General features: G+C 71.6%; 12 protein-coding genes. 5 read left to right on the top strand and 7 right to left on the bottom strand.

Translation table 11 applies throughout. From position 1 onward, the window contains the following. Positions 1 to 447: 447 nt before the first annotated feature. From L324_RS17640 to L324_RS17610, 7 genes are all read right to left on the bottom strand, one after another. Positions 448 to 1488 (bottom strand): ornithine cyclodeaminase family protein, encoded by a 1041-nt coding sequence (locus tag L324_RS17640; RefSeq protein WP_051173949.1) that lies wholly within the window; start codon positions 1486 to 1488, stop codon positions 448 to 450. After that, positions 1485 to 2411: an ornithine carbamoyltransferase gene (locus L324_RS17635; protein ID WP_235783559.1), complete on the bottom strand. Its 927-nt coding sequence runs from the start codon at positions 2409 to 2411 to the stop codon at positions 1485 to 1487. Before L324_RS17635 ends, L324_RS17640 begins: the two co-directional genes overlap by 4 nt. 11 nt (positions 2412 to 2422) lie before the next feature. Further along, positions 2423 to 3418 (bottom strand): 2,3-diaminopropionate biosynthesis protein SbnA, encoded by a 996-nt coding sequence (sbnA, locus tag L324_RS17630; RefSeq protein WP_037309166.1) that lies wholly within the window; start codon positions 3416 to 3418, stop codon positions 2423 to 2425. Next, a complete protein-coding gene (locus tag L324_RS17625; RefSeq protein ID WP_037309164.1) occupies positions 3405 to 4355 on the bottom strand; it encodes a threonine ammonia-lyase in 951 nt (316 codons plus the stop codon). The genes sbnA and L324_RS17625 overlap by 14 nt, the downstream gene beginning before the upstream one ends. Beyond that, positions 4352 to 11191 (bottom strand): non-ribosomal peptide synthetase/MFS transporter, encoded by a 6840-nt coding sequence (locus L324_RS17620; protein WP_037309161.1) that lies wholly within the window; start codon positions 11189 to 11191, stop codon positions 4352 to 4354. The genes L324_RS17625 and L324_RS17620 overlap by 4 nt, the downstream gene beginning before the upstream one ends. Before the next feature lie 20 nt (positions 11192 to 11211). Continuing rightward, positions 11212 to 16230: a non-ribosomal peptide synthetase gene (locus L324_RS17615; protein ID WP_152546892.1), complete on the bottom strand. Its 5019-nt coding sequence runs from the start codon at positions 16228 to 16230 to the stop codon at positions 11212 to 11214. Positions 16231 to 17011: 781 nt separating this feature from the next. Then, entirely contained in the window at positions 17012 to 19456 is a 2445-nt protein-coding gene (locus tag L324_RS17610; protein ID WP_051173948.1) for an ATP-binding protein, read from the bottom strand. 262 nt (positions 19457 to 19718) lie between these two features. Between L324_RS17610 and L324_RS17605 the strand changes: the two genes are divergently transcribed. The 5 genes from L324_RS17605 (at position 19719) to L324_RS17585 (ending at position 23497) form a co-directional block, all read left to right on the top strand. Continuing rightward, positions 19719 to 21194 carry a cellulase family glycosylhydrolase gene (locus L324_RS17605; protein ID WP_051173947.1) on the top strand — a complete coding sequence of 492 codons (1476 nt, stop codon included), beginning with the start codon at positions 19719 to 19721 and terminating at the stop codon, positions 21192 to 21194. A gap of 81 nt (positions 21195 to 21275) precedes the next feature. After that, positions 21276 to 21782 (top strand): DinB family protein, encoded by a 507-nt coding sequence (locus tag L324_RS17600; protein WP_037309155.1) that lies wholly within the window; start codon positions 21276 to 21278, stop codon positions 21780 to 21782. Between the two features lie 57 nt (positions 21783 to 21839). Then, on the top strand, positions 21840 to 22442 hold the full coding sequence (locus L324_RS17595) for a TetR/AcrR family transcriptional regulator (RefSeq protein WP_037309250.1): 603 nt from the start codon (positions 21840 to 21842) through the stop codon (positions 22440 to 22442). 18 nt (positions 22443 to 22460) lie between these two features. Beyond that, the gene (locus tag L324_RS17590; protein ID WP_037309153.1) at positions 22461 to 22940 is read left to right on the top strand and encodes a DUF6653 family protein; all 480 of its coding nucleotides are present in this window, start codon (positions 22461 to 22463) and stop codon (positions 22938 to 22940) included. Positions 22941 to 22996: 56 nt separating this feature from the next. Then, positions 22997 to 23497, top strand: a complete 501-nt coding sequence (locus L324_RS17585) for a TetR/AcrR family transcriptional regulator (protein ID WP_037309150.1) — start codon at positions 22997 to 22999, stop codon at positions 23495 to 23497. The last annotated feature ends 10 nt before the right edge of the window (positions 23498 to 23507 follow it).

Below are 23507 nucleotides of genomic sequence, written 5' to 3'. Positions count from 1 at the left end.
GAAGGCCTCCTTTGCGACGTTGACCGTCTCAAGGGAGGCCTTCGCGACGTGACCGCGAGTGGCGGTAAGGCAAATATGGCGTGCCCCGGAGCGGATCCGGACTGGCTGACAGAAGCCAGCCTCGACCCCAGGTGTCCAACTTGAGTAGTTTGCGCGGTTTTGAGATGGGGTCGTGAGTGATAAGTAGCGTTCTAACGCTCTTTATCACTCACGACCTCCTTCAGAACCGTACTTCTAGGCATCGATCGGACACCAAGCCGTTGGTAACTATCCCTTGTGGACAGACATGGGACGCGCCCTGCCCCACTTGGGGCCCCTTGTCGATCGCCAAGGTAGTGAAGGAGGCCTTCGCTACCTTGAGGGTAAGCAAGGGGGCCTTCACAGCTGCGAGCCGATCGCGCCATGTTTGGCTTACCTCTCAATAGAACCGTCATTACCACTCACGAGTCAGGAGCCGAGGTGAACGACGGTACCGAGGCCCTCCTCCCGCGCCCTGGCGGAAACAGCCGCGTACAGCGCGACGTCCAGGACTCCCATGCCGAACGGGTTCAGCACCACATACGGCGATGCGACACCGGGCATGCGGTGCCTGCCCGTCAGGACGCCGCCCAAGGTGCCGTCGAGGGGGCGGGCGGGCCCCTCGGAACCGGGGCGCCCGAAAACACCCTCTGCCATCAGCCTGCCCAGCGGGCGGCGGGGGTTGTCGGCCACCAGGTCCACGTCGTCGACGTACACCGCCGCCGCGTCGCGGAACGCCGCGTCCGTCAGGTCGCCGAGGGAGACGTTGATCAGCAACGCGCCCGGCGTGGCCCAGTCCGGTTCGGCGTAACCCTCGTCCATCGTGGTCGTGAACACCGCGATCCCGGCCGAGGACACCGCCTCCCGCGCGGTCGGGCAGATCCGCACGGACACCCCGGGGAGTGCGGCCGCCAGTGCCCGCGCGGCCTCCGGCGACCGGTCGTACAGCGTCACGTTCCGCAGTGACGGCAGCCGTTCGGTGAGCAGTGCCGCGTGCATCCGGCCCTGCGCACCGCAACCCACGACGGCCAGCGAGGCAGCCCCGCTGTACCCGAGCACGTCGACTCCGGCCGCGCTCACCGCGGCCGTCCGGACCGCGCTCAGGAGACCGGCCTCCATGATCGTGGTGATCCGGGCGGTCTCCGCGTCGAAGCACAGGCCGATCCCGCCGGCGCGTTCCAGCCCGCGGGCCGGATTGGACACGCTGGCGTTGATGATCTTCATCCCGTACGCCGACCGCACCGCGCCCGGCATCCCGATCGACCGGGTGTAGGCGCCTCGCGAGTTCTCCCAGCGCAGGTACGCCTCGGCGGGCAACAGGCCGAGGCCGTGGTCGTGGTCGGCCAGTGTTTCGCGGACGATGCCGACCGGGTCGAGGCTCGTCAGGGACTTGCGGACGTCGTCACGGGACAGCAGCGTCACCTCGCCCGCGCCGGACAGGCCGCTGTCGGCCACGTCGAACCAGCTCATGCCCGCTCCTCCCCGCAGCACCACTCGAGCGCGGCCATCGCGCTGTAGAGCTTGTTCTCCGCCTGGGCGAAGGCGATGGAGCGCGGCCCGTCGAGCACGTCGGCCGTGACCTCCTCGCCCCGGTGCGCGGGCAGGTCGTGCAGGAAGAGCGCGTTCGGGCTGGTCCGCCACAGCTCCGTCGTCACCTGGAACGGCGCGAAGACCGTGCGCCAGTCCGGGTCCGGTTTGGACGTTCCGGTGGTCTGCCACCGGGTGGTGTAGACGATGTCGACGTCCGCGGGCAGATCGAGGACGTCGTGTCGCTCCACAAGGGACGAACCGTGGCGGGCGGCGTGCTTGCCCGCGCGTTCGAGCACGTCGGGGTCGACGCCGTAACCCGGCGGGGTGCGAAGGTGCAGTTCGGTGCCGGGGAAACGGCTGAGCGCCAGTGCCAGTGCCGCCGCGGTGTTGTTGCCCTCGCCGAGATACAGCATGCGGACGCCGTCGACGCGGCCGAAGCGCTGGACGATCGTCGTCAGGTCGGCCAGTGCCTGGGTCGGGTGCTCGTCGGCGCTCATCGCGTTGACGACGGCCATCCGGTCCTGTGTCGCGATGGCCCGCAGCTCCGCCGGATCGGCCGCGGTGCGCGCCACCAGGACGTCCAGCATCGACGACAGCACGCGTCCGGTGTCCTCTATGGACTCCCCGGTGTTGGTCTGGAGGTCGTCCGGGCCGTAGGCGATGATCCGGGCGCCCAGCCGTAGCGCGCCCGCCGAGAACGCGGTGCGCGTGCGGGTGGACGTCTTGCGGAAGTGGATGCCGACGACCATACCGTCCAAAGTGGAATAGGTCGCGCGCGGCCGTTCCGCCAGGAGGACCGCCCGGCGGACGATGGCGCGCAGCTCGTCATCGGTCAGGTCGTCGAGTGAGATGAGGTGGCGCAAGGAAAAACTCCTCAGGAGGTGGTGGCCAGGACGCGGGTGGTCACTTCGGGTACTTCACCGAAGTGACCGCGGACCCAGGCGTCGGAGTAGATGGTGTCGAGATAGCGGTTGCCGTCGTCGGGGAAGACGAGGACGCACCGGGAGCCGGGCGGGATGCGGTCGCGCAGCTTCGCCAGCGCGGCCACGGTCGCGCCGGACGAACCGCCCGCCAGGATGGCCTCGCGCGCGACGAGCGTGCGGCAGGCGCGCACGCATTCGAGGTCGGTCACGTGGACGACCTCGGTCACCGCGGACGGGTCGACCAGCGGTGGTCGGCGTCCGGCACCGTGGCCCGGGATCCGGCGCTCTTCGGTCGGCACGTGGAAGATCGCGCTGCCCGCCGCGTCGACGGCGACCAGCTTCGTGTCCAGCCCTTCGCGCCGGATGTAGTCGGCGCAGCCGCGCATCGTGCCGCCGGTGCTGACCGCGCAGAACAGGTAGTCGACGCGGCCGTCGAGAGCGTCGGCGATCTCGCGCATCGTGTGCTCGTGCGCCGCCGGATTGAGCGGGTTCGCGTACTGATCGGGCCAGAACGCGTCCGGCAGCAGCGCGAGAAGCTCGCGCACCCTGGCGATCCGGGCGCCGAGCAGGTCGCCGTCCACCGGGGCGGTGACGACCTCCACCTTGGCGCCGTAGGCCCGGAGCAACGCGAGCGTCTGCGCGGTCGTGCGGGTGTCGACCACGCACACCAGGTCGAGCCCGAAATACGCGCACATCTGCGCGAGCCCGACGCCGAGGTTGCCCGAAGTGGACTCGACGACCACCGACCGGCCGGGAACGAGTGTGCCGGAGCGGATTTCGCCGTGCAGCATGTTCAGCGCCGTCCGGTCCTTGACGCTGCCGCCGGGGTTGAACTTCTCCAGTTTCGCGAACACCCGGGAGCCTGCCAGTGGGACGACGCGATCCAGGGCGACCAGGGGAGTGTTCCCGATCGTCGCGAGTACACCGCCGATCTCAGCCGAGTTCAACGGACACCTGCTCTCTTCTCGTCCCCAGTGGTGGCGCGGCGACGTTCCCGCCGGAGACGACGGCGACGACCGACTTCCCCGGCGGCCCGGCGCGCCCGGTCAGGTGGGCGGCGGTCGCCACCGCACCGCTCGGTTCGGCGACCACGCCGAACCGGTCGAACAGGAACGCCTGCGCGGCGACGATGCTTTCCTCGTCGACGGTGACCACGTCGTCCACAAGGGACTTGACGTGCTCCCACGCGAGTTCGCCGAGCACGGGCGCGCGCAGGCCGTCGGCGATCGTCCGGTAGGTCCGCGACACCGGCCAGCGCGTCAGGCGGCCGGTGCGGAACGATTCGGCCGCGTCGGCGGCGAGTGCGGGTTCCACGCCGACGACCCGCGTGGACGGCGAGTACGCCTTGACCGCGACGGCGACGCCGGCGAGCAGGCCGCCGTTGCAGACCGGGACCAGGACGGTACCCGCGTCCGGCAGGTCGCTGACGATCTCCGCGCCGACCGTGCCGTGACCCGCGATCACCGCGAAGTCCGCCGACGTGATCAGGGTGGCGCCGGTGCGGGCCAGCAGGGCGGCCGTCGCGGATTCCCGTTCTCCCGGTGGCACGACGACGACTTCGGCGCCGAGCGCGCGGACCGCGTCGATCTTCAACGCGGGTGCCGTTTCCGGCAGTACCACCGTGGCCTTCACCCCTTGGCGGGCCGCGGCGTAGGCCACCGCGCGGCCGTGGTTGCCGGACGACTGGGCCAGCACCTGGCCCGCGTTCGTCAGTCCGGCGACCGCGTTGAGCGCCCCGCGGACCTTGAACGAACCGGTCCGCTGCCGGTTCTCCGGTTTGATCCACAGCTCGCCGACCGGGCCGAGCACCGGCGTGCGGCGCACCGAGTACCGGATCCGGTCCGCGGCCCGCTCGACGTCGGCCCCGGTCACCAGGCGGGTCACCGGGCCACCGCCCGGTCCGCCAGCGCCTGGACGCGGTCGAGATCGGCGTCGACCTCGGTGGGCGGGGCGGCGTCCGGCAGGAGGTCCTCGATGTCCCGCAACCGCCGGTACCGCAGCCCGAGCACACCCCAGACCACCAGGACGATCCCGGAGAACACCATCAGCGCGGCGACCCCGGCGTGGGAATCGTTGGCGGTGACCGGATCCAGCGCGCGGAACCCGCGGGCGAGCGGGCCGAACCAGTCGGACAACGCGCCCGCGGTGAGGAACCCGAGCGGGGACATGGCCGTGGCCAGCATGACGTTGATGGCGAGCACCCGGCCCTGCAGATGCTGGCCGACCTTCGTCTGGATGATCGACAGCCAGTGCGCGTTGCCGATGCTCATACAGGCCAGCCGGACGAACAGGCCCGCGGCGATCACCACCGCCGACGGCCAGACGCCCATCAGCAGCACCCCGATGCCGGAGCCGACGACGAAGCCGATCATCCCGGTGGCACGCCGTTTCGTACCGCCCCACCAGATCACCACCACGGCCCCCACCGCGGCGCCGACACCCCCGGCGGCGCTGACGAACCCGAGTTCACCCGGGGTCCCGATCGACAGCACCAGCGGCGTGATCGCCACCCACATCAGCGCGGTGAAGTAGTTGACCACGGCGAAGTAGCCGACCATCGCCAGCAGGGGTTTGCGGCGCAGCACGAACGTGAAGCCGCCGGTGAGCGCCTTGCGGAACGGCTCCCGCCGGGTGAAGAAGAGCCGGTCGGGGAACCGCACGGCCAGCAGGGTCGCCACGCCGACGGCGAAGGTGGCGGCGTCGACCACGACGACCGACGTGAGACCGGACAGTCCCATGAGGACACCGCCGAGGATCGGCCCGAGCACGGTACCGAGCCCGATGCCGATGTCGGCCAGCGCGTTCGCCTGCGGCAGGTACGGCTTCGGCACCAGCTGGGCGATCGCGGCGAGGTAGGCGGGCCGGTGGAACGCCGAGGCCAGCGACGTCACCCCGACGATCACGCAGACCGTCGGAAGATCCAGTCGTCCCAAGGCGACGAGGACGGCGAGCGCGACCATCGCCGCCCCGCTCACCACATCGCAGGCCAGCATGATCCGGCGGCGGTCGAGCCGGTCGGCGAGCGCGCCGCCGACCGGGGTCAGCAGCATGCTCGGCAGCCGCGCCAGCAGCACCACGAGCGCGAGGTCGAACACCCGCCCGCTGCGCTGGTAGGCCCAGACGCCGAGGGCGAACGAGCTGAGTTCGTTGCCGATCATCGACATCGCCTGGCCACCGGCGACCGTGTAGAAGGCCCGCAGTCCCCGGCGTCCGGTGGCCACCGGGACGTCCTCCACGCGCGGCGGCAGTTCTCCGTTCGCCCATCGGGAGAGCCGGGTACGCAACACGTCGGCGACTTCCGCCGCTTGGTGGCGGAGGAAGTAGTGGCCGGCCTTCGGGAGGACGGCGAGGTCGACGCGATCGGCGAAGGCACCCCATTCGCGGTGCCGTTCCTCGTACAGCTCGGTGGCCGGGTCGCTCGCCCCGACCACGCACAGGATCGGCGCGGCCAGCCGGGTTTCGGTGCCGAGTTCGCGGCCGAACCAGGCCTGCGCCTGCGCGGCGTCGTGCCGCAGGCCCCGCAGCATCGCGGCACTCGCCTTCTCGTCCATGTCGTCGAGGAGGCCACCGCCCGCGCGGAGCGTGTCACGGTAGAGCCGGTCGGACACCCACCGCTCGCGCGGGAATTTCCGTTGCAGCCACGCGGAAAGACGGCCGGGCAGGCGGGCGGCGGGGAAGCTGCCCGCCACCACCACGCCCAGGACGGTCCGGCCGTCGGCCTCCAGCCGGGCGGCCAGCGCGGTGGCCACGGCGGAGCCGACGCAGTGCCCGTACAGCGCGATCGGACCGGTGACCGTCCGGCCGATCTCGTCGGCGAGGGCGGCCACGATCTCGTCGATCGTGCCGAACTCCTCGTCCGGGCGGGCGACGTCGTGGCCGGGCAGCTCGACCGCGCGGACGTCGACGCCGTCGAGTTCGTTGGCCAGCGGCTGGAACACCGCGGCCGACGCGCCGCCGTACGGCACGCAGATCAGCGTCACCTCCGCCGCGGCGGCCCGCACGGGGGACAGGCGGTGGAGCATGCCGCCGGTCTCCTCGCCCGCGTCGAGGTAGGCGGCCAGTTCGCGGACGGTCGGGCGCAGGAACAGGTCGATGACGCGCAGCCGTTCGTCGAGCAGCCGCACCGCGCGCACCGCGGTGAACGAATGCCCGCCGAGCGCGAAGAAGTCGTCGTCGACACCGACTTCGGGAACGTCGAGCACACGCGCCCACACCTCGGCGACCCGCTGTTCGGACGGCGTCGCCGGGACGCCACCTCCTCGCTTCGCCGCGACGGGGGCGACCGTTTCCCCGGGAGTGACCGTGACGCCGACCGTAGCGTCCACATCGGACAGAAGGACTTCGAGGAGATCCTGGAAGTCCGTGACGATCCGCTCGGCGGTCGAGGCGTCGAACAGGTCGGTCCGGTAGGCGAGTTCGCCCGAGTAGGTGTCGCCTTCGTTGACCAGCGCCATGCTGAGGTCGAACTTCACGCGTTCGGTCGTCGAGGCCAGCGGCGTGACGTCGAGACCGGGGATCTCCGGTTCGGGCGCGGGCTGGTCGAGGACGTTGAGCAGCACCTGGAACAGCGGCGTCGCGGACATCGTGCGATCCGGTCTGAGCCGTTCGATGATCGCTTCCAAGGGCGTTTCGGCGTGTGCGAACGCGCCGAGCACGGTCTCCCGGACCCGGCCGAGGAGTTCGCGCACGGTCGGCTCGCCGCCCAGATCCGTGCGCAGCACGAGCGTGTTGACGAAGCAGCCGACCGTGGCTTCGACGTCCGAGTGGTGGCGGCCGGACTCCGGCACGCCGACGGCGAGGTCGTCGGCGCCCGCGAGCCTGCCGAGCAGGACCTGCCAGCCGGCGAGCAGCACCATGAACGGCGTCATGCCCGTCTCGCCGGCGACACGGCGGAGCGTCGCGGTGAGTCCGGTGGGGAGCGTGTAGCGGACGTGCCCGCCGGACCAGGCGGCCACCGGCGGACGCGGCCGGTCGGTGGGCAGGGTGAGCAGGGGCGGTAGCCCGGAGAGGCGCTCGCACCACCAGTCGAGGTCTTCCGGACGCTGCCGTGTGGCCTGCCAGGCCGCGTAGTCCGCGTACTGCACGGGAACCGGGGCGGGCGCCCGACCGCTGTAGGCGGCGGCGAGGTCGGTGCCGATGATGCCCCGCGACCAGTTGTCGGTGGCGATGTGGTGGATGGTGATCGCCAGGACGTGGTCGTCGTCGGCGACACGGAACAGCTTCGCCCGCCAAGGTGGTTCGCGGTCGAGCGCGAACGGCCGTTCCGCTTCGGCACGGTACGCGGCCGTGACGTCGTCCGTATCCACTGTGTCCACAACGGACAGTGAGATCGCGTCCACTGGCAGCGGGACGGCCATCGGGACACCGTCGCGGTCTTCGATCACGCTGCGCAGCACCACATGCCGGGCCGCGACCTCGCGGACCGCACGGGCCAGTGCGCCGGTGTCCAACGGACCGCGCAGGCGCAGCACGATGTCCCGGTTGTAGGCGGATCCGGGCTCCAGCAGGTCCAGGAACCACAGCCGGGCTTGCGCCGACGACAGCGGCGCGGGCGCCTCGGGGTCCGGTCGCACGGGGATCGGCGCGCCGCCGGACACGCCGTCCGTGTCGGCCTCCAGCATCGCGGCCAGATCCGCGAGCACCGGGTACTCGAACAGCGTCCGCACCGACACCTCCCGGTGCAACGCCTCACCGAGCCGTCCGGCGACCCGGACCGCGGCGAACGAATGGCCGCCCACGGCGAAGAAGTCGTCGTCCGCGCCGATGTCGGACCGGTCGAGGACCTCCGTCCAGACCCGGGCGACCAGACGTTCCGCGGGGGTGGCGACCGGGCGGCGCACCGCCGGGGCGGAGGCCGCGACGTCGGGCAGCGCGGCGCGGTCGATCTTGCCGTTCGCGTTGAGCGGCAAGCGATCCAGCACGGTCAGCGACGCGGGAACCATGTAGTCGGGCAGCCGCTCCCGCAGCGTCCGGCGCACGGCGGCCACGTCGAGTCCCGGCCCGACCAGCCAGGCGGCCAGACGCCGGTCGAGGCCGTCGCCCACCGGCAGCACCACGGCCTCGGCGACCCCGTCGACGTCCCGCAGCGCCGCGGTGACCTCGCCCAGTTCGACGCGGTTGCCGCGTACCTTCACCTGGTCGTCGGCGCGGCCGCGGAACTGCACGGTGCCGTCGTCGCGTACGCGCAGCAGATCCCCGCTGCGGAAACACCGGACGCCCGTGCCGAGCGGATCCGGCCGGAACCTCTCGACGGTCTGGGTGTCGTCGCCGAGGTAGCCACGCGCGATCTGCGGTCCGCCGATCACCAGCTCGCCGGCCAGACCGGGCGGAACCACCGCACCGGCGCGGTCGACGAGGTAGCCGACCACGCCGGGCAGTGGCGTGCCGAGCGGCACGTAACCATCCCGCTCGTGGCCGGGGATGGCGGCCACGTCGCAGGTCATCGAGATCATCGTGCTTTCGGTGTGCCCGTAGTGGCTCTGCACCCGCAGCCCGGGCCTGGCCGCCTCGACGCGTTCGACCAGCGACCACGGGCAGGCCTCGCCCGCCAGGATCAGCAGTGCCCTCGGCAGCACCGAGGCCAGATCTCCGTGTCGTGCCAGGAGTTCCAGATGACTGGGCACGCACTTGAGGACGTCGACCGGATGCTCCGCCAGGTAGCCCGCGAACGCCTCCGGATCCATCGCGGTGTCCCGGTCGACCAGATGCACCGTGCCGCCGGTGGTGAGGGCGCCGTACACGCAGGTCAGGCCGAAGTCGGCGGCCGGGGTGGAGACGACCGCGAACGACGCTCCGCCGACATCGCCGAGCCGGGGCAGCATCCCGGCGAGGTAGTGCGCGACATTGCGGTGCTCGACCGCGACACCCTTGGGCGAGCCGGTCGAACCGGAGGTGAAGATGACGTGGATGAGGTCGTGCCCGGCCACCGCGATGTCCGGCCGCGTCGCGGGCCTGCCCGCGACGGCGTCGTCGACGGTCAGGACGGTGACGCCGGGAACGGCGACGTCCAGGCCGGGCTGGACGAGCAGGATCCGCGCCTTCGCGGTGTCAAGGATGGCGGCCACACGCGAGCGCGGGTAGGTGGTGTCCATCGGCAGGTACGCCCCGCCCGCCTTCATGATGCCGAGCACCGCCACGGCGACGTCGGTGCCCTGTTCCAGCAGCAGCCCGACCGGCTCGTCGGCGGTCACGCCCAGTTCGCGGAGCCGGTGCGCGAGCCGGTTCGCCCGCTCGTCCAGCTGCCGGTAGGTGAGCGACCCGGTCGCGCCGACCACGGCGACGGCGTCCGGGACGCGGTCGGCGGACCGCTCGATGAGCACGTGCACGGGCGGGTACTCGGCGGCCTCCGGCGCGGGCCCGGCGAGCACCGGGCCGGTCACCGCTTCGAGGGGGACGTCGGCGACCGGCCGGTCGAGGTCGGCGGTGACGCCGTCGAGGAGCGCGACGAACCAGCGGGCGATCCGCTCGGCCGTGCCCGGGTCGAACAGATCCGTGCGGAAGGACAGCCCACCACGGTAGGCACCGTCCACTCGGGACAGTGCGAGGTTCAGGTCGAATTTGACGCCGCGCACCGGCGCCGGGAGTACCCGCGCGTCGAGGCCGGGCCACCCGGGCATGCCCGGCGGATCGTCGAGGACGTTGAGCATGACCTGGAAGACCGGCGAGGCGTCGAGACTCCGCTTGGGCGCGAGCCGTTCGACGATCCGTTCGAAGGGCACGTCCGGATGGGAGAAGGCGTCGAGCACGGTGTCTCGGACGGCGGCGATCAGGGTGCGGCCGGTGGTGACTCCGGAGAGATCCGTGCGCAGGACGAGGGTGTCGACGAAGCAGCCGACGACCCGCTCCGAACCGGGGCCTCGCCGTCCCGATTCCGGGACGCCGACCGCGACGTCGTCCGTGCCCGCGAGACGTCCGAGCAGCGCCTGCCAGCAGGCGAGCAGGACGGCGAAGGGCGTGCAACCGGTCTCCCTGGCGACGTCCTGAAGCCGGTTCGTGAGCGGGGCCGGGATTTCGACGGGCACCTCGGCGCCTTCGCCGGAGGCGACGACGGGACGCGGCCGGTCGGCGGGAAGTTCCAGCACCCCGGTCCCGGCGAGCTTCCGGCACCACCAGTCGAGATCTTCGCCGTGCGGCCGCGGAGGGGTCAGGTCCGCGTACTGGCGGGACGGCGGTTCCGGCATGGGGCCGGTGCCGATCCGTGCGGCATAACAGGCGGCGAGGTCTTCGAGCACGACGTCGACGGAGGCCGCGTCCATCGCGATGTGGTGGAAGGTCAGGCGCAGGAGGTGCCGGTCTTCCGCCGCTTGGAAGAGGGTGGCCCGCATGGGCGGTTCGTCGGCGAGGGCGAAGGGCCGGTCGGCCTCCTCGTCCAGAGGGTCCGCGGTGTCCACAGTAGACACAGGAACCCTATCGGCAGGCAGGGGAACCGCGCGCGGTTCACCGTCGGCTTCCCGGTAGACACTGCGGAGGACGACGTGCCGCTGGGCGACGTCCCGGACGGCGGCGAGCAGCGCCGTGGTGTCGACGGGCCCGGTGAGTTCGACGGTGACGGGGATGTTGTAGGCGTGCCCGTCGGGTTCGAAGCGGGAGAGGAACCAAAGCCGGGCTTGCGCGGGGGAGAGCGGCGCGGGGCGTTCACCGGCGCCGCCGCGCAGGGCGGCCGCGGCGCGCTTTTCGAGCAGGCTCTGGAGATGCTGTGCTGCGGGGACCGTCTCGGTCATGGGGTGCCTTTGGTCGGTGGTCATACCGTGCCGCCCGAGGGCACGGTTTCGAGGGCCGTCATGGCCAGGGTGTTCAACGCCTTGGCGAACTCGCGCAGGACCGGGCGCTCCAGCACGCTCTCCGCCGGGATCGGGAACCCCAGCGCCGCCGCCAGGTGATCCGCCACCTGAGCCGCCTTCGCCGGATCGCCGCCGAGTGCCGAGAAGTCGTCCAGCGCGCCGACCCGGTCGTAGCCCAGGGTCTGGGCCCACACGACCGCCACCAGTTCTTCGACCGGGCCCGCCGGTTCCACTCGCAGGCCGCCCAGCTGGGCGGTGAAGTCCGACAGCACCGGATGGTCGAACAGCGTCCGCACGGTGATCCGGCGGCCCGCTCGCTCGCGCAGCGAACCCACCACCCGTGTCGCCGCCAGCGACCGGCCGCCGAGCGCGAAGAAGTCGCTGTCCGGACCGATCTCGCCGACGTCCAGGCAGGATCGCCAGACCTCGGCGACCACCGCCTCGTCCGGCGAAAGCGGCGCCGAGGAGGCAGTGGTGGCGGCCGGGAGCGGGGGCAAGCCGCGGCGGTCGAGTTTTCCGTTGGGCAGTAACGGAAGCGCGTCCAGGGTCAGCCATCGGCTCGGCACCATGTACCCCGGCAGCAGTGCGCGGACGTGCCGCTGAGCGGCCGACGGGTCGGCCGTCGCCGGGGTGAGGTAGCCGGCCAGGTGGGCGTCGGCGCCGTCCGCGATCACCGTCACCACCGCGTCGTCCACATCGGACAGTGACCGCAGCGCCGCCTCGATCTCGCCGAGTTCGAACCGGTTGCCCCGCACCTTCACCTGGTCGTCGGCGCGACCGAGGAAGTCCAGCGTGCCGTCCGGCCGCCACCGGACGAGGTCGCCCGTGCGGTACCAGCGGCCGTCCTCTTCGGTGACGAACGAGGTCGCCTCCGGCTGCCCGCGGTAGCCCCGCGCGACACCGCTCCCGCCGACCCACAGTTCGCCGATCGCGCCCGACGGCACGGGCCTGCCCCCGCCGTCGCGCACGGACAGGCGTACACCCGGCGTCGGCTTGCCGATCGGCACCCCGGTGGACCCGGGCGTGACGCGGTGCGCGGTCGCCGCCACCGTCGCCTCCGTCGGGCCGTACCCGTTCCACAACTCGCCGACCAGCGGCAGCACACGTGCGGCGAGGTCGGGGTCGAGTGCTTCACCGCCGAGCAGCAGCCGCAGCGACGGATCGCCCGGCCAGTCCGCGGCGAGCAGCATCCGCAGGCTCGTCGGTGTCAGGTCGACGATGGTGACGCCGCTTTCGGCGATCCACCGGGCGAGCCGGTGGCCGTCGACGGCGCGGTCGCGGTCGGCGATCGCGCACCGTGCCCCCGAGGCGAGCGGCCACCACAGTTCTTCCACGGAGACGTCGAACGCCAGCGGCGCGACGGCCGCCATGGTGTCGCCCGGGGCCATGCCGTGCGACACCTGACGCGATCGGACGAAGGCGTGCAGGTTCGCATGGGTCACTTCGACGCCCTTGGGGCGGCCGGTCGAGCCCGAGGTGTAGAGCACGTACGCCAGCGAGTCCCCGCTCGGCACGACCAGTTCCGCATCGGCGGCGTCCGGTGCCGAGTCGGCGTCCAGCACCGTGACCGGCAACGCGGCGGCGGCGTCCCGTGCGCTTCCGCGCGTCAGGATGACCTTCACGTCCGCCTCGGTGACGAGCTGGGTAAGCCGTGCCGCCGGCAGATCGGGATCGAGCGGCAGGTATCCGGCGCCCGCCCGCCACACGGCGAGCAGCATCGCGGGGAGCAGTTCGTCGCGGGGCAGGCACACCCCGACCGCGTCCCCCGCCCGCACACCTGCCGCGAGCAGGGCGCTCGCGACCCGGTCGGCCCGCGCGACCAGCTCCCGGTAGGTCAGCGAGGACACCGCGAGCGCGTCCGGCGTCCGTTCGGCATGGCGCAGGACGGCGTCCGGGACACTGACCATTTCGGACGGTGGCAGCGGGGTGCCGGTGCCCCAGTCGCCCAGTTCCGCGCGCGCCTCGTCCGTGACGAAATCCAAAGTGGACAGAACCGCGTCCGGTGTGGACACCGCGGTCAGCAGGATGTGCAGCAGTGACCGGCTGAACCAGCGCGCGCGGGCGGGGGAGAGCAGGGCCGGATCGTGCTCGACGATCAGCTCGCCGCCGCCGACGTGCTCGTTGACGAAGACCGTCAGCGGGGTGTGGCTGCCGCGGGTGGGCAGTTCGCCGAGCAGGTCCAGCCGGACGCCGGGCCCGTGCGCCGACAGCGGGAGCCCTGACGGCTGGACCGAAAGCGACACGGGGGTGAGCGGCATCCCCGCCGGACGATCACCGCCCCAGAGTCCGGTGAGTTCGCCCGAGGACAGGCCGCGGTGGTCGATCGCCCGCACGGTGGTCGTCATGGCCGCGCGCAGCAGATCGCGGAACGAAGCGGCCGGATCGGGGCGCAGCCGGACGGGCAGCACCTCCACCAGTGGCCCCACCGTATGGGCGAGGTCGGCGGAATCCCGGCGTGCCGCGGCGGTGCCGAGCAGGACGTCCGAGCCGTTGACCAGCGACCCGGTCAGCACGCCCAGTGCGGAGAGGTAGACCGCGAACGGCGTGACCCCGGACGCCGAGGCGAGCCGGTCCACCGCCGCGCGCAGGGTTTCGGGCAGGGGAACGGTCACCCGCTCGCCGAGGAACTGCTGTGCCCCCGGGGCGGGCCGGTCGAACAGCGCGTCCGGCGGGACCGCTCCGGCCAGCTCGGCCGACCAGTACCGCGTCAGCCGCTCGCTCCGGTCGAGTGCTTGTTCGCGCAGGGCGACGTCGCCGATCTGCGCCCGCGGCTCCGGTGCCTCCGCTCCCGCCAGGCCGGTCATGATCTCGCCGATCGAAACGCCGTCGGTGGCGATGTGGTCGGAAACGACGATCAGCTCGGTGATTTCGTCCGCGACGCGGAGCGCGGTGATGCGCAGCAACGGCGTTTCGATGCTCAGGTCGAACGCGTGCCGTGCCGCGGCGGCGGCCAGTTCCTCGGCGTCGGCCCCCTGGACATCGTGGACGTCGAGCGGAACGGGGGCCGGAGGACCGATGACGAACAGCGGTTCACCGCCGTGCTCCTGGACGGTGCCGCGCAACGCGTGATGGCGGGCCACCAGCGCGTCCGCGGCGCTCTGGAGTGCCTCGCGGGAGAACACGCCGTGGAGTCGCAGGCGCCAGGCGGCCGTCGTGGCGGTGCCCGTCGGACTGAGCTGGGCGAGGGTCCACAGGTCACGTTGCGTGTGGGTGAGCGGGAAGACCTCGCGTCGCGGGTCGGCGACCGGTTCCGCCGCCGGTTCGACGGCCGATGCTGCGTCGAGCCGCCGTGCGACGGCGGCCACCGTGCCGTCGGCCAGGAAGTCCTCCAGGCTGATCGCGCGGCGGGTGGCTTCACGCAGCCGCGCGACCGCTCGTGCCGCGGCGAGCGAGTGCCCGCCGGAGTCGGTGAACCGGTCGTGCACGCCGAGGTCCGCCACCCCGAAGGCCGCCGTGACGACTTCGGCGACCAGCCGTTCGGTGCCGGTGCGCGGAGCGACGAACTCGGCCGAGTGGTCGCGATCGAACACCCAGGCCGCCAAGGCCGCCCGGTCGGCTTTCCCGGTGGTGCCGCGCGGGATCGCGTCGAGTACCGCGATCCGGGAAGGGACCAGGTGGCCGGGCAGCCGGGCCCGCAACCAGCCGAGCAGTTCCGCTTCGGTCGGCCGGTCGCCGTGCGGTTCGGCGAACCCGACCAGCCGTCGTTCCCCGGACTCGTCGGCCGGGGCGAGCACGACCGCGTTGCCGACCGCCGGGTGTGTGAGCAGTACGGCCTGCACCTGACCGGGTTCGACCCGGAACCCGCGGACCTTGACCTGGTCGTCGACACGGCCCGCGAAGTGGTACACGCCGTCGTGCCGCCGGACGAGGTCGCCGGTGCGGTAGTGCCGGACGCCGTCCTCGGTCACGTACTTGCTCGCGGTGAGTTCGGGCCGTCCGAGGTAGCCCCGGGTCACCAGCGCGCCGCTGACCCACAGCTCGCCGGTTTCGCCGTCCTCGAGCGGACGGCCGTGCCGGTCGCGCACGGAGAAGCCCGCGCCGGGCAGCGGGACGCCGATGGGCGGGTCGGCGGGCTCGTCGCGGCCGACCTCGTACGACGAGCAGTTCACGGTGGCCTCGGTCGGGCCGTAGCAGTTGACGATCCGGCGGACGCCGTCGTTGCGGTGGATCCGCTCGACGAGCGCGCGGCTCAGCGGTTCGCCGGCGATGGCGACGGTGCGCACGGAAGGCGGCAGCGGTGTGCGGGCCAGGACGGCGAGTACGGACGGGACACCTTGGACGAACGTGACCTCGTCGCGGGCCGGGAGATCGGGCAGTGCCAGCAGGTTTTCGGCGAGAACGAGACTGCCGCCGGTGACCAGCGGCGGGAACAGCTCCGCGACCGACGCGTCGAAACACACCGAGGCGGCGCCGAGCACACCCCGCAGTTCTTCGTCGGTGTACGTGGCGGCGGCCCAGCGCAGCAACGCGAGCACGTTGCGGTGCTCGACTTCGACACCCTTGGGCCGTCCGGTCGAGCCGGACGTGTAGATCACGTAGGCGAGGTCCGAACCCGCGCCCGTGACGCCGGGGGACGAAGTGTGCGCGAGGTCGATGTCCGCGACGGCGAGCACGGGAGCCGGTTCGTCCGCGCCGGGTTCGTCCACCACGACCAGTCGCAGCCCGGCGTCCTCGACGATCCCGGCGACCGCCGCACGCGGGGCGGCCGGATCGAGCGGGACGTACGCGCAGCCCGCCTTCAGCACACCGAGCAGGACAGGCACCAGCCACGGTCCGCGACGCAGGCGCACGCCGACCAGCGCGCCGCGCGACAAACCTCGGCGCAGCAGCGCGTGCGCCACGGCGTTCGCGGCCCCGTCCAGTTCCCGGTAGGTCGTCCGCCGGTCCCCGGCGACGACCGCCTCGCGGTGCGGTGTCCTGCCCGCCTGGTCCTCGAACGCCTCGTGTACCCGGCCGGCCATGCCCAGTTCTGCCCGCAACTCCGCCGAACTCCTTTACGCCCCAGTCGGTCCGAAGTGGACCTCGGCAGATTCAACTGGGGCCGGACCGGCACGGCCATGAACAACCGACCGGAACTTCGGGGGCGGAAGTTCCGGTCGCCCGACGTCGCTCACCAACCGGAACCGCGGGCACACGGACCGCGATTGACCAGGCGATAAAGGGGACTTTCAGGACATGGGGCTCAGTCTCGGACCGTCGCGTGCGTGACGGCAGGGATGTCAGGTCCCGGCAAAGCGTCTGCCTGGTCGAGTGGGGAGGATTCCAGCCATCGAACGGCCGGAATCCTCCCCACTGGGGCGGGGGCGTGATCCTGCGACGATGAAGGAATCGGGACGTTCAATGTCCCAATTCCTTCATCGTCGGCTTGCGCCATGAGGAATGGGTGCCTGACCGGCAATGGCCCTGGCGTCTGGGCGCAGTGAAGGCCCCTTCCCTCGGCTCAGCCGCAGGGTCCCGGCAAAGTCGCAGGGAGTCGCCGGGCAGGTGAGCCGAGACCGAAGCGTCTCTTTTGGGTAAGGCGCACGGTTTCGTCGCGGGCCGCGCCTTCGCCCCCAGGCGGTCACTCACTGTGGCTGGCGGCGCGCAAGTGTTACCGCTAGTGAGGGGTCCTGGGAGCGGCACAGACCATGCGGGGTTCGAGTGTGGAGGAATCGGGACGTTCAACGTCCCAAATCCTCCACACTCGAGGTGCGCGGGTCCCCGACCTGCACGATCCCGACTTCGCCGGGACCCCTCGGCCCAGCCGCGAGAAGGGAGCCTTCACGCGCGGCCGGAAATACCCATGGCGTCATAGAGTGCCCGTGCGCGCCGGCGGTACGGGTGGGCCTTCTCGGTCTCCCCGGCGTCCTCGTACGTCGCCGCGATCCCTTCCAGTGCCCGGGCTTCCTCGTGCTGCTCGCTGGTCAGCCGGGCGACGTCGCGGGCCCGCAGGTAGTGCGACAGCGCCGCCGCACGATCTCCGCCCGCCCGTGCGGTGTCGCCCAAGCCGTTGTGCGCCAGCGTTTCCAGTGGACGGATGCCGGTCACGGCGGCGATCTCGAGTGCCTGCTCCTCGTACTCGCGCCCGGTCACCGGGTCGCCGAGGTGCAGGTGCACCAGCCCGAGGTACACCAGCGCGTAGCCCTCGGCCTCCCGGTGCCCGGCCGCCCGGCTCACGATCAGCGACCGGTCGAGGTGCTCGCGAGCCTCCTCGTAACGGCCGAGCGCGCGGTAGACGTCGCCGAGGTTGTGCAGCCCGATCGCGACGGCGGCGTTGTCGCCGATCTGCTCGGCGATGTCCAGCCCCCGCTGATAACTCCTCCGCGCGGCGTCCAGTTCACCCAGATGCTCGTGGACGAACCCGAGATTGCCGTAGGCCCGGCCTTCGTTGAGCGTGTCGCCGACCTCGCGGGCCAGGTCGACGGCCTCCCGGAGGTGGTGTGCCGCTTCCGGGTACCGGCCCAGCTGCGCGTACACCGTGCCCAACGTGGTGAGCGCACGGGCGGTCGCGGTCCTGCTGCCCGGTACTTCGAGGCAGGCGGTGAGGTGCTCGACGGCTTCGTCGTACCGGCCGACGCGGGCGCAGATGGCGGCCACGTCGGTCAGCGCCTGCTGTTCGCCGAACGGGTCCCCGGCCCGGCGCGCCTCGGCGAGTGCGAAGCCGTGCAACCTGTGCAAGACGTCGTAGTGGCCGTGGAGGCGCAGGGCCTGCCACAGCACGGTGGACAGGTCACGGGCGTACGCGGTGCCGTCCGCGGCCGCCGACTCCTCGGCGATCGCGAGCAGCGTGGGCAGTTCGGTGGCCAGCCAGGACGCCGCCTCCTCGGTATCCTCGAACGTCCGGCCGCCGACTTCCGGGGTCAGGAGCGGCCGCCGGTTCGGGTCACGCGGTGCGATCGCGTCCGCGGCGGCGGCCGCGCCGGACAGGTAGTGCCCGGCGAGACGGCGCATCGCGGCCGGTCGCCGTTCGTCGGCGAGGCTGCGCGCGTAGTCGCGGACCAGGTCGTGGAACTCGTGACGGCCGTCCGCGCGGTGGTCGAGGAGATGCCCGGTCACCAGCGCCCGCAGCAGCCGCCGCGTCTCGACCGCGTCGGCGTCCAGCAGTACCGCCGCCGCGGCCGGATCCCAGTGCTGACCGGGGTGGGCCCCGAGCAGCCGCAACGCGCTCGCGACGTCGCCGGGCAGCGCTTCGTACGACCACGAAAGCACCGCGGGCAGCGACGTCCTCGCCTCCTCGGTGGTGAACGCGTCGAGCCGGTCGTTCGCCGACCGCATCGCCGCCGCCACCTCCGCCAAACCGCGTTCGTGCGCCAGCCGTTCCCCGACGATCCGCAGGGCGAGCGGCAGTCCGCTGCAGCCGGACACGATGTCGGCGAGCGCGGTTTCGTCGGCACCGAGCCGGGCCTGGCCCGTGAACCGGCCGAGCAGCGCGACCGACTCGTGGTCGTCGAGCGGCGGCACGGTGACCCGGTGGGCGTCGTCGCTCACCGCCAGCCCGTGCAACGTCGAGCGACTGGTGACGACCACGACGCAGCCCGCGTGCCCGGGCAGCAGCGGCCGGACCTGGTCCGCGGACCGCGCGTTGTCGAGTACGACGAGCACCGAACGGGTGGCCAGCACACTCCGCAGCAGTGCCGAGCGGCCGTCGAGGTCCGTCGGCACCTCGGCCCCCGGCACGCCGAACGCGCGCAGGAACGAGTGCAGCACTTCGCTCGGATCGGCAGGCGCACCCGGGCCGTAACCGCGCAGGTTCGCGAACAGCTGACCGTCCGGGAACTCCGCACCGACCGACTGCGCCCAGTGCACGGCCAGCGACGTCTTTCCCACTCCGCCCATGCCTTCGAGGACCGCGACGACCACGGCCCGGTCGCGAAGGGCGGCCAGGCCGTCGAGTGTCGCGAGTTCGGCACGCCGTCCGGTGAACGACGTGCTGCCGGACGGCAGCTGGGCGGGCACCGAAACCGGAGGCGGCGCACTGGTCGGCCTCGGCGCGGGGTCGGCGTCCGGCAGATAGTGCCGCACGAACCCGGCGACCTGATCGTTCCGCAGGCCCAGTCCGCGGGCCAGTGCCTCCAGCGACCGCCGCCGCGGCCGGGCGACACGGCCGCGTTCGATGTTGCTGATCCCGCGCACCGTCAGCCCGGTGCGCTCCGCCAGCTCCTCCTGCGTCAGTCCGGCCACGCGCCGCAGTTCTCCGAGCAGGTTCGTCCCAGGCTGACCGTCCACTGCGGCAGGCTAATCCGCTTTCGTGGCGGGACAGGGGAGAACGGGCGGAAACCGGCCGAGGCGTGACCGTCCGCAGCCGGTCCGGCACCGTCAGCCCGCGCGGGGAGCGATTGGCCCGCCCGGCCCAATCACCGGTCGGCGGGTGGATGAATTCCCGTCCGGAGTCGCGTCCGGAATTGACACGACATCCTCCGATCGGTCACCGTGGCCAGTCTGGGAGCGCTCTCAGGGCGATCGGTTCACCGTGCACAAAGGAGTGTCCATGGGTGTGACGGCAAGAAAACTGCTCGTCGTGGCGAGTGCCTGCGCCGCCGTGGTGCTGTCGGCGGCGCCGGTCTCCGGAGCGAGTACCGAGGCCGCGGCGTTCGCCTGCCGCGTGGACTACACCGCGAAGGACTGGGGCTCGGGCTTCGGCGTCTCCGTGACCATCGCGAACCTCGGCACCACGGCCGCCAACGGCTGGACCCTGACGTATTCCTACAGCGGCAACCAGACCCTTCAGCAGGGCTGGAACGGCGTTTGGTCGCAGTCCGGCAAGCAGGTCACCGTGCGCAACGAGACGTGGAACGGCACGATCGCGGCCGGTGGCAGTGTCCAGCCGGGTGCGAACTTCTCCTACAGCGGCAGCAACGGCACCCCGGCGGAGTTCGCGGTCAACGGCGCCGCCTGCACCGGAGTCCCGCCGACCGAGCCGCCGGCGGGCGGGCCCGCGCCGGCGTTGAAGGTGTCCGGGAACCAGTTGACCGCCGAAGGCAAGGCCTACCGGCTGCTCGGCGTCAACCGTGCCGGCGGCGAGTTCGCCTGCGTGCAGGGCAAGGGCATGTGGGACAGTGCGCCGGTCGACCAGGCGTCGGTCGACGCGATGAAGACCTGGCGCATCCGCGCGGTGCGCATCCCGCTGAACGAGGACTGCTGGCTGGGCCTGTCCGGCTCGCCGAGCGGCCCCGCCTATCAGCAGGCGGTCAAGGACTACGTGAACCTGTTGGTGGCCAACGGCATCAACCCGATCCTCGACCTGCACTGGACGCACGGGCAGTACACCGGCAACGTGTCGGCGTGTGCGGACGTCAACGCCACCTGCCAGAAGCCGATGCCGAGCATGCAGCACACACCGACGTTCTGGGCCCAGGTCGCCACCGCGTTCAAGGGTAACGACGCCGTCGTGTTCGACCTGTTCAACGAGCCCTATCCGGACGCGGCCGACAACTGGGCGAACGCGGCCGCCGAATGGCGCTGCCTGCGCGACGGCGGCCAGTGCACCGGCATCGGCTACGAGGTGGCGGGGATGCAGGATCTGCTCGACGCGGTCCGCGCGACCGGCGCGACGAACGTCGTCATGACCGCCGGGCTCACCTGGACCAACGACCTCTCCCAGTGGCTGACCTACCGGCCGGTCGATCCGCTGAACAACGTGGTCGCGTCGTGGCATTCGTACAACTTCAACGCCTGCAAGACCTCCGCCTGCTGGGACGGCCAGATCGGCGCGGTCGCCGCACAGGTTCCGGTGCACGCCGGGGAGATCGGTCAGGATTCGTGCGCGCACGACTACCTGGACCAGGTCATGGCGTGGCTGGACGCGCACCGCCTCGGGTACACGGCGTGGACATGGAACCCGTGGGGCTGTAGCGGCGGCAACGTCCTCATCCAGGACTACGCCGGGACCCCGACCAGCACCTACGGCGAGGGTTTCAAGGCGCATCTGCTGAGCGTGACGCCTTTCGTGGCGGGGCGATCCTGAACCCTGCGCGCCGCCGGTTCGGGCAGGTCGGGCCCGTTAATCGCCTCGCGTCGGACGCGAAGATCGGGGAGGCTTCGCGCGATGACCAGAATCGATGACACGCCGCCCGCGTGGGACGAGCGCACCCAGCTCACCACGTTCCTCGACTACGCCCGGGACACCGCGCGTGCCAAATGCGACGGCGTCTCGGAGGAGAACGCTCGCAAGTCGCTCCTGCCGGGTTCGCCGTTGATGACCCTGTGCGGGGTGCTCAACCACCTCCGCTGGGTCGAGTACTACTGGTTCCAGGTGGTCTTCCTCGGTGAGGAGGACCAGGGCCCGTGGACCGAGGAGGACCCCGACCGCGAGATGCGGATCGCCGTCGAATTCCCGCTCGCGCGAATACTCGACGAGTACGCCGCCCAGAGCGCTCGCTACCGCGAACTGGTCGCCGCGCACGGCCTGGACGAGCGGGCCCGGCGAGCGGTCCGCAACGGTCTCCACGTCGATCTGCGCTGGATCCTGCACCATCTCGTCGAGGAGACGGCACGTCACAACGGCCACCTGGACATCCTGCGCGAAATGCTCGACGGCACGACCGGCGGCTGAGCGCCGGCCGTGCCGTCGGGGCTTGACGCGGCTGAACAGATGTTCAATCATCTGACCATGCGTTCAGATTCGGATTTGACGGCCCGGGCGCGGATCCGCGACGCGGCCTTGGCGCGGTTCGGTGCCGACGGGGTGGCCGGTACCTCGGTGCGTGCTGTCGCCGCCGACGTGGGGGTGTCACCGGGGCTGGTGCTGCATCACTTCGGGTCGAAGGAGGGGTTGCGGCAAGCCTGCGACGAGCACGTGATCGCGGCGATCCGTGGCGGTGGCGGCGAAAGCTCCGCCGCGCTGGGCGAGGCACTGCAGGCCGCGACGCCGATCCGGCGCTATCTGGGGCGGGCTTTGCTCGACGGCACGGCGGCCGCGTCGACGTTGTTCGCCGAGATCGTGGAACGCACCGAGGAATGGCTCGCCGAGGGGGAGCGCGAGGGTTGGGTGCGGCCGTCGGCGGATCCGCGAGCCCGCACGGTCGTCTATGTGTCCTGGCTGCTGGCGCCGCTGGTGCTCGGTGATCAGGTGGGCCGATTTCTCGGCGGGGACACCGCGGAGACCGCGACCGCGGTCCGGGGTGCCCGTGCCGGGATGGAGATGCTCACCGATGGCCTGTTCGCCGACGATCGCTGGCTGAAGGCGTATTCCGCGATCGAAGACCTCACCTGATCCGAGGAAGGACAGTCCATGGGACTCATCGACGGAATCGCCCGCGCCTTCCGCATGGACGACGAGGCATGGCGTCGGCACGCCAACCCGTGGAGCGTGTGGACCCGGTTCGCCGCCATCCCGGCGATGCTGCTCGCCATCTGGAGTCGCGATTGGATCGGCTGGTGGTGCCTCGTGCCGATCGCGGCCGTCATCGTGTGGCTGTTCGTCAACCCCTCGGCGTTCCCGCCGGTCGAACCGCGGACCTGGGCCGCCAGGGGAATCTACGGAGAACGCGTCTGGGTCCACGACAAATCGGCGGTACCGCCCGGCCACAAGCAGGTTCTTCGCATCCTGGTGGTGCTGGGCTCGGCGGGCTTCGTGCTCATCGCGTGGGGACTGGTCCGGCTCGATCCGTGGCCGACGATCTTCGGTGCGACCCTGCTCATCGTGGCCCAGTTGTGGCGCATCGACCGATTCGGCTGGCTCTGGGAACGCGCCGGGCGAGAGGGCGCCTGACTTTTGAGGAACGATCGTTCTTGACTGATCGTTCCTCAAAAGTCTATCGTTGTGGCATGGGCAGGCGGAGGGCGTTCGACGAGGACGAGGTGGTGCGCGCCGCAGTGGAGTTGTTCGGTGGCCGCGCGTACGACGGCGTGTCCATCGACGATCTCGTCAACCACCTCGGCGTGCACCGCAACAGCCTGTACAAGACGTTCGGCAGCAAGCGTGGCCTCTACCTGGTCGCCTTGCGCCGTCACATCGCCGACGACGTCCAGCCGTTGGCCGAAGCGCTCGTCGCGGCGACGGATACCGCGACCGCGCTACGGCTCGTCACGTCGGCGAACCTCGGTCTGCTGCTGCTCGCGGCGGTCGAACAGGCGACGGCCGACGAGGAAGTGGCCGCCGAGGTGGCCGCGGCGCTGGCCACCGTCGACCAGGCGATCGCCGACGCGCTCGGTATCTCCACCGCCCTTGCCGCCGCCCTCACGGCGGCCGCACTGGGCATTCTCCTGCGCGGCAACGTCGAAGGGGCAGGCGCCGCGCGGGCCCACCGTCTCGATTCTCCCGACTGACAAGGAAAAC

The organism is Amycolatopsis orientalis DSM 40040 = KCTC 9412, from assembly GCF_000478275.1.
GTDB lineage: Bacteria > Actinomycetota > Actinomycetes > Mycobacteriales > Pseudonocardiaceae > Amycolatopsis > Amycolatopsis orientalis.
Note: the sequence above shows the minus strand (reverse complement) of the source record. Positions and strands in the feature narration are given on the sequence as shown.

Bases quoted from the DNA above. Each gene is read 5' to 3' on its own strand.
- L324_RS17640 (WP_051173949.1), bottom strand. From the start codon at position 1,488: ATGAGCTGGTTCGACGTGGCCGACAGCGGCCTGTCCGGCGCGGGCGAG.
- L324_RS17620 (WP_037309161.1), bottom strand. From the start codon at position 11,191: ATGACCGAGACGGTCCCCGCAGCACAGCATCTCCAGAGCCTGCTCGAA.
- L324_RS17605 (WP_051173947.1), top strand. From the start codon at position 19,719: ATGGGTGTGACGGCAAGAAAACTGCTCGTCGTGGCGAGTGCCTGCGCC.
- L324_RS17600 (WP_037309155.1), top strand. From the start codon at position 21,276: ATGACCAGAATCGATGACACGCCGCCCGCGTGGGACGAGCGCACCCAG.
- L324_RS17595 (WP_037309250.1), top strand. From the start codon at position 21,840: ATGCGTTCAGATTCGGATTTGACGGCCCGGGCGCGGATCCGCGACGCG.
- L324_RS17590 (WP_037309153.1), top strand. From the start codon at position 22,461: ATGGGACTCATCGACGGAATCGCCCGCGCCTTCCGCATGGACGACGAG.
- L324_RS17585 (WP_037309150.1), top strand. From the start codon at position 22,997: ATGGGCAGGCGGAGGGCGTTCGACGAGGACGAGGTGGTGCGCGCCGCA.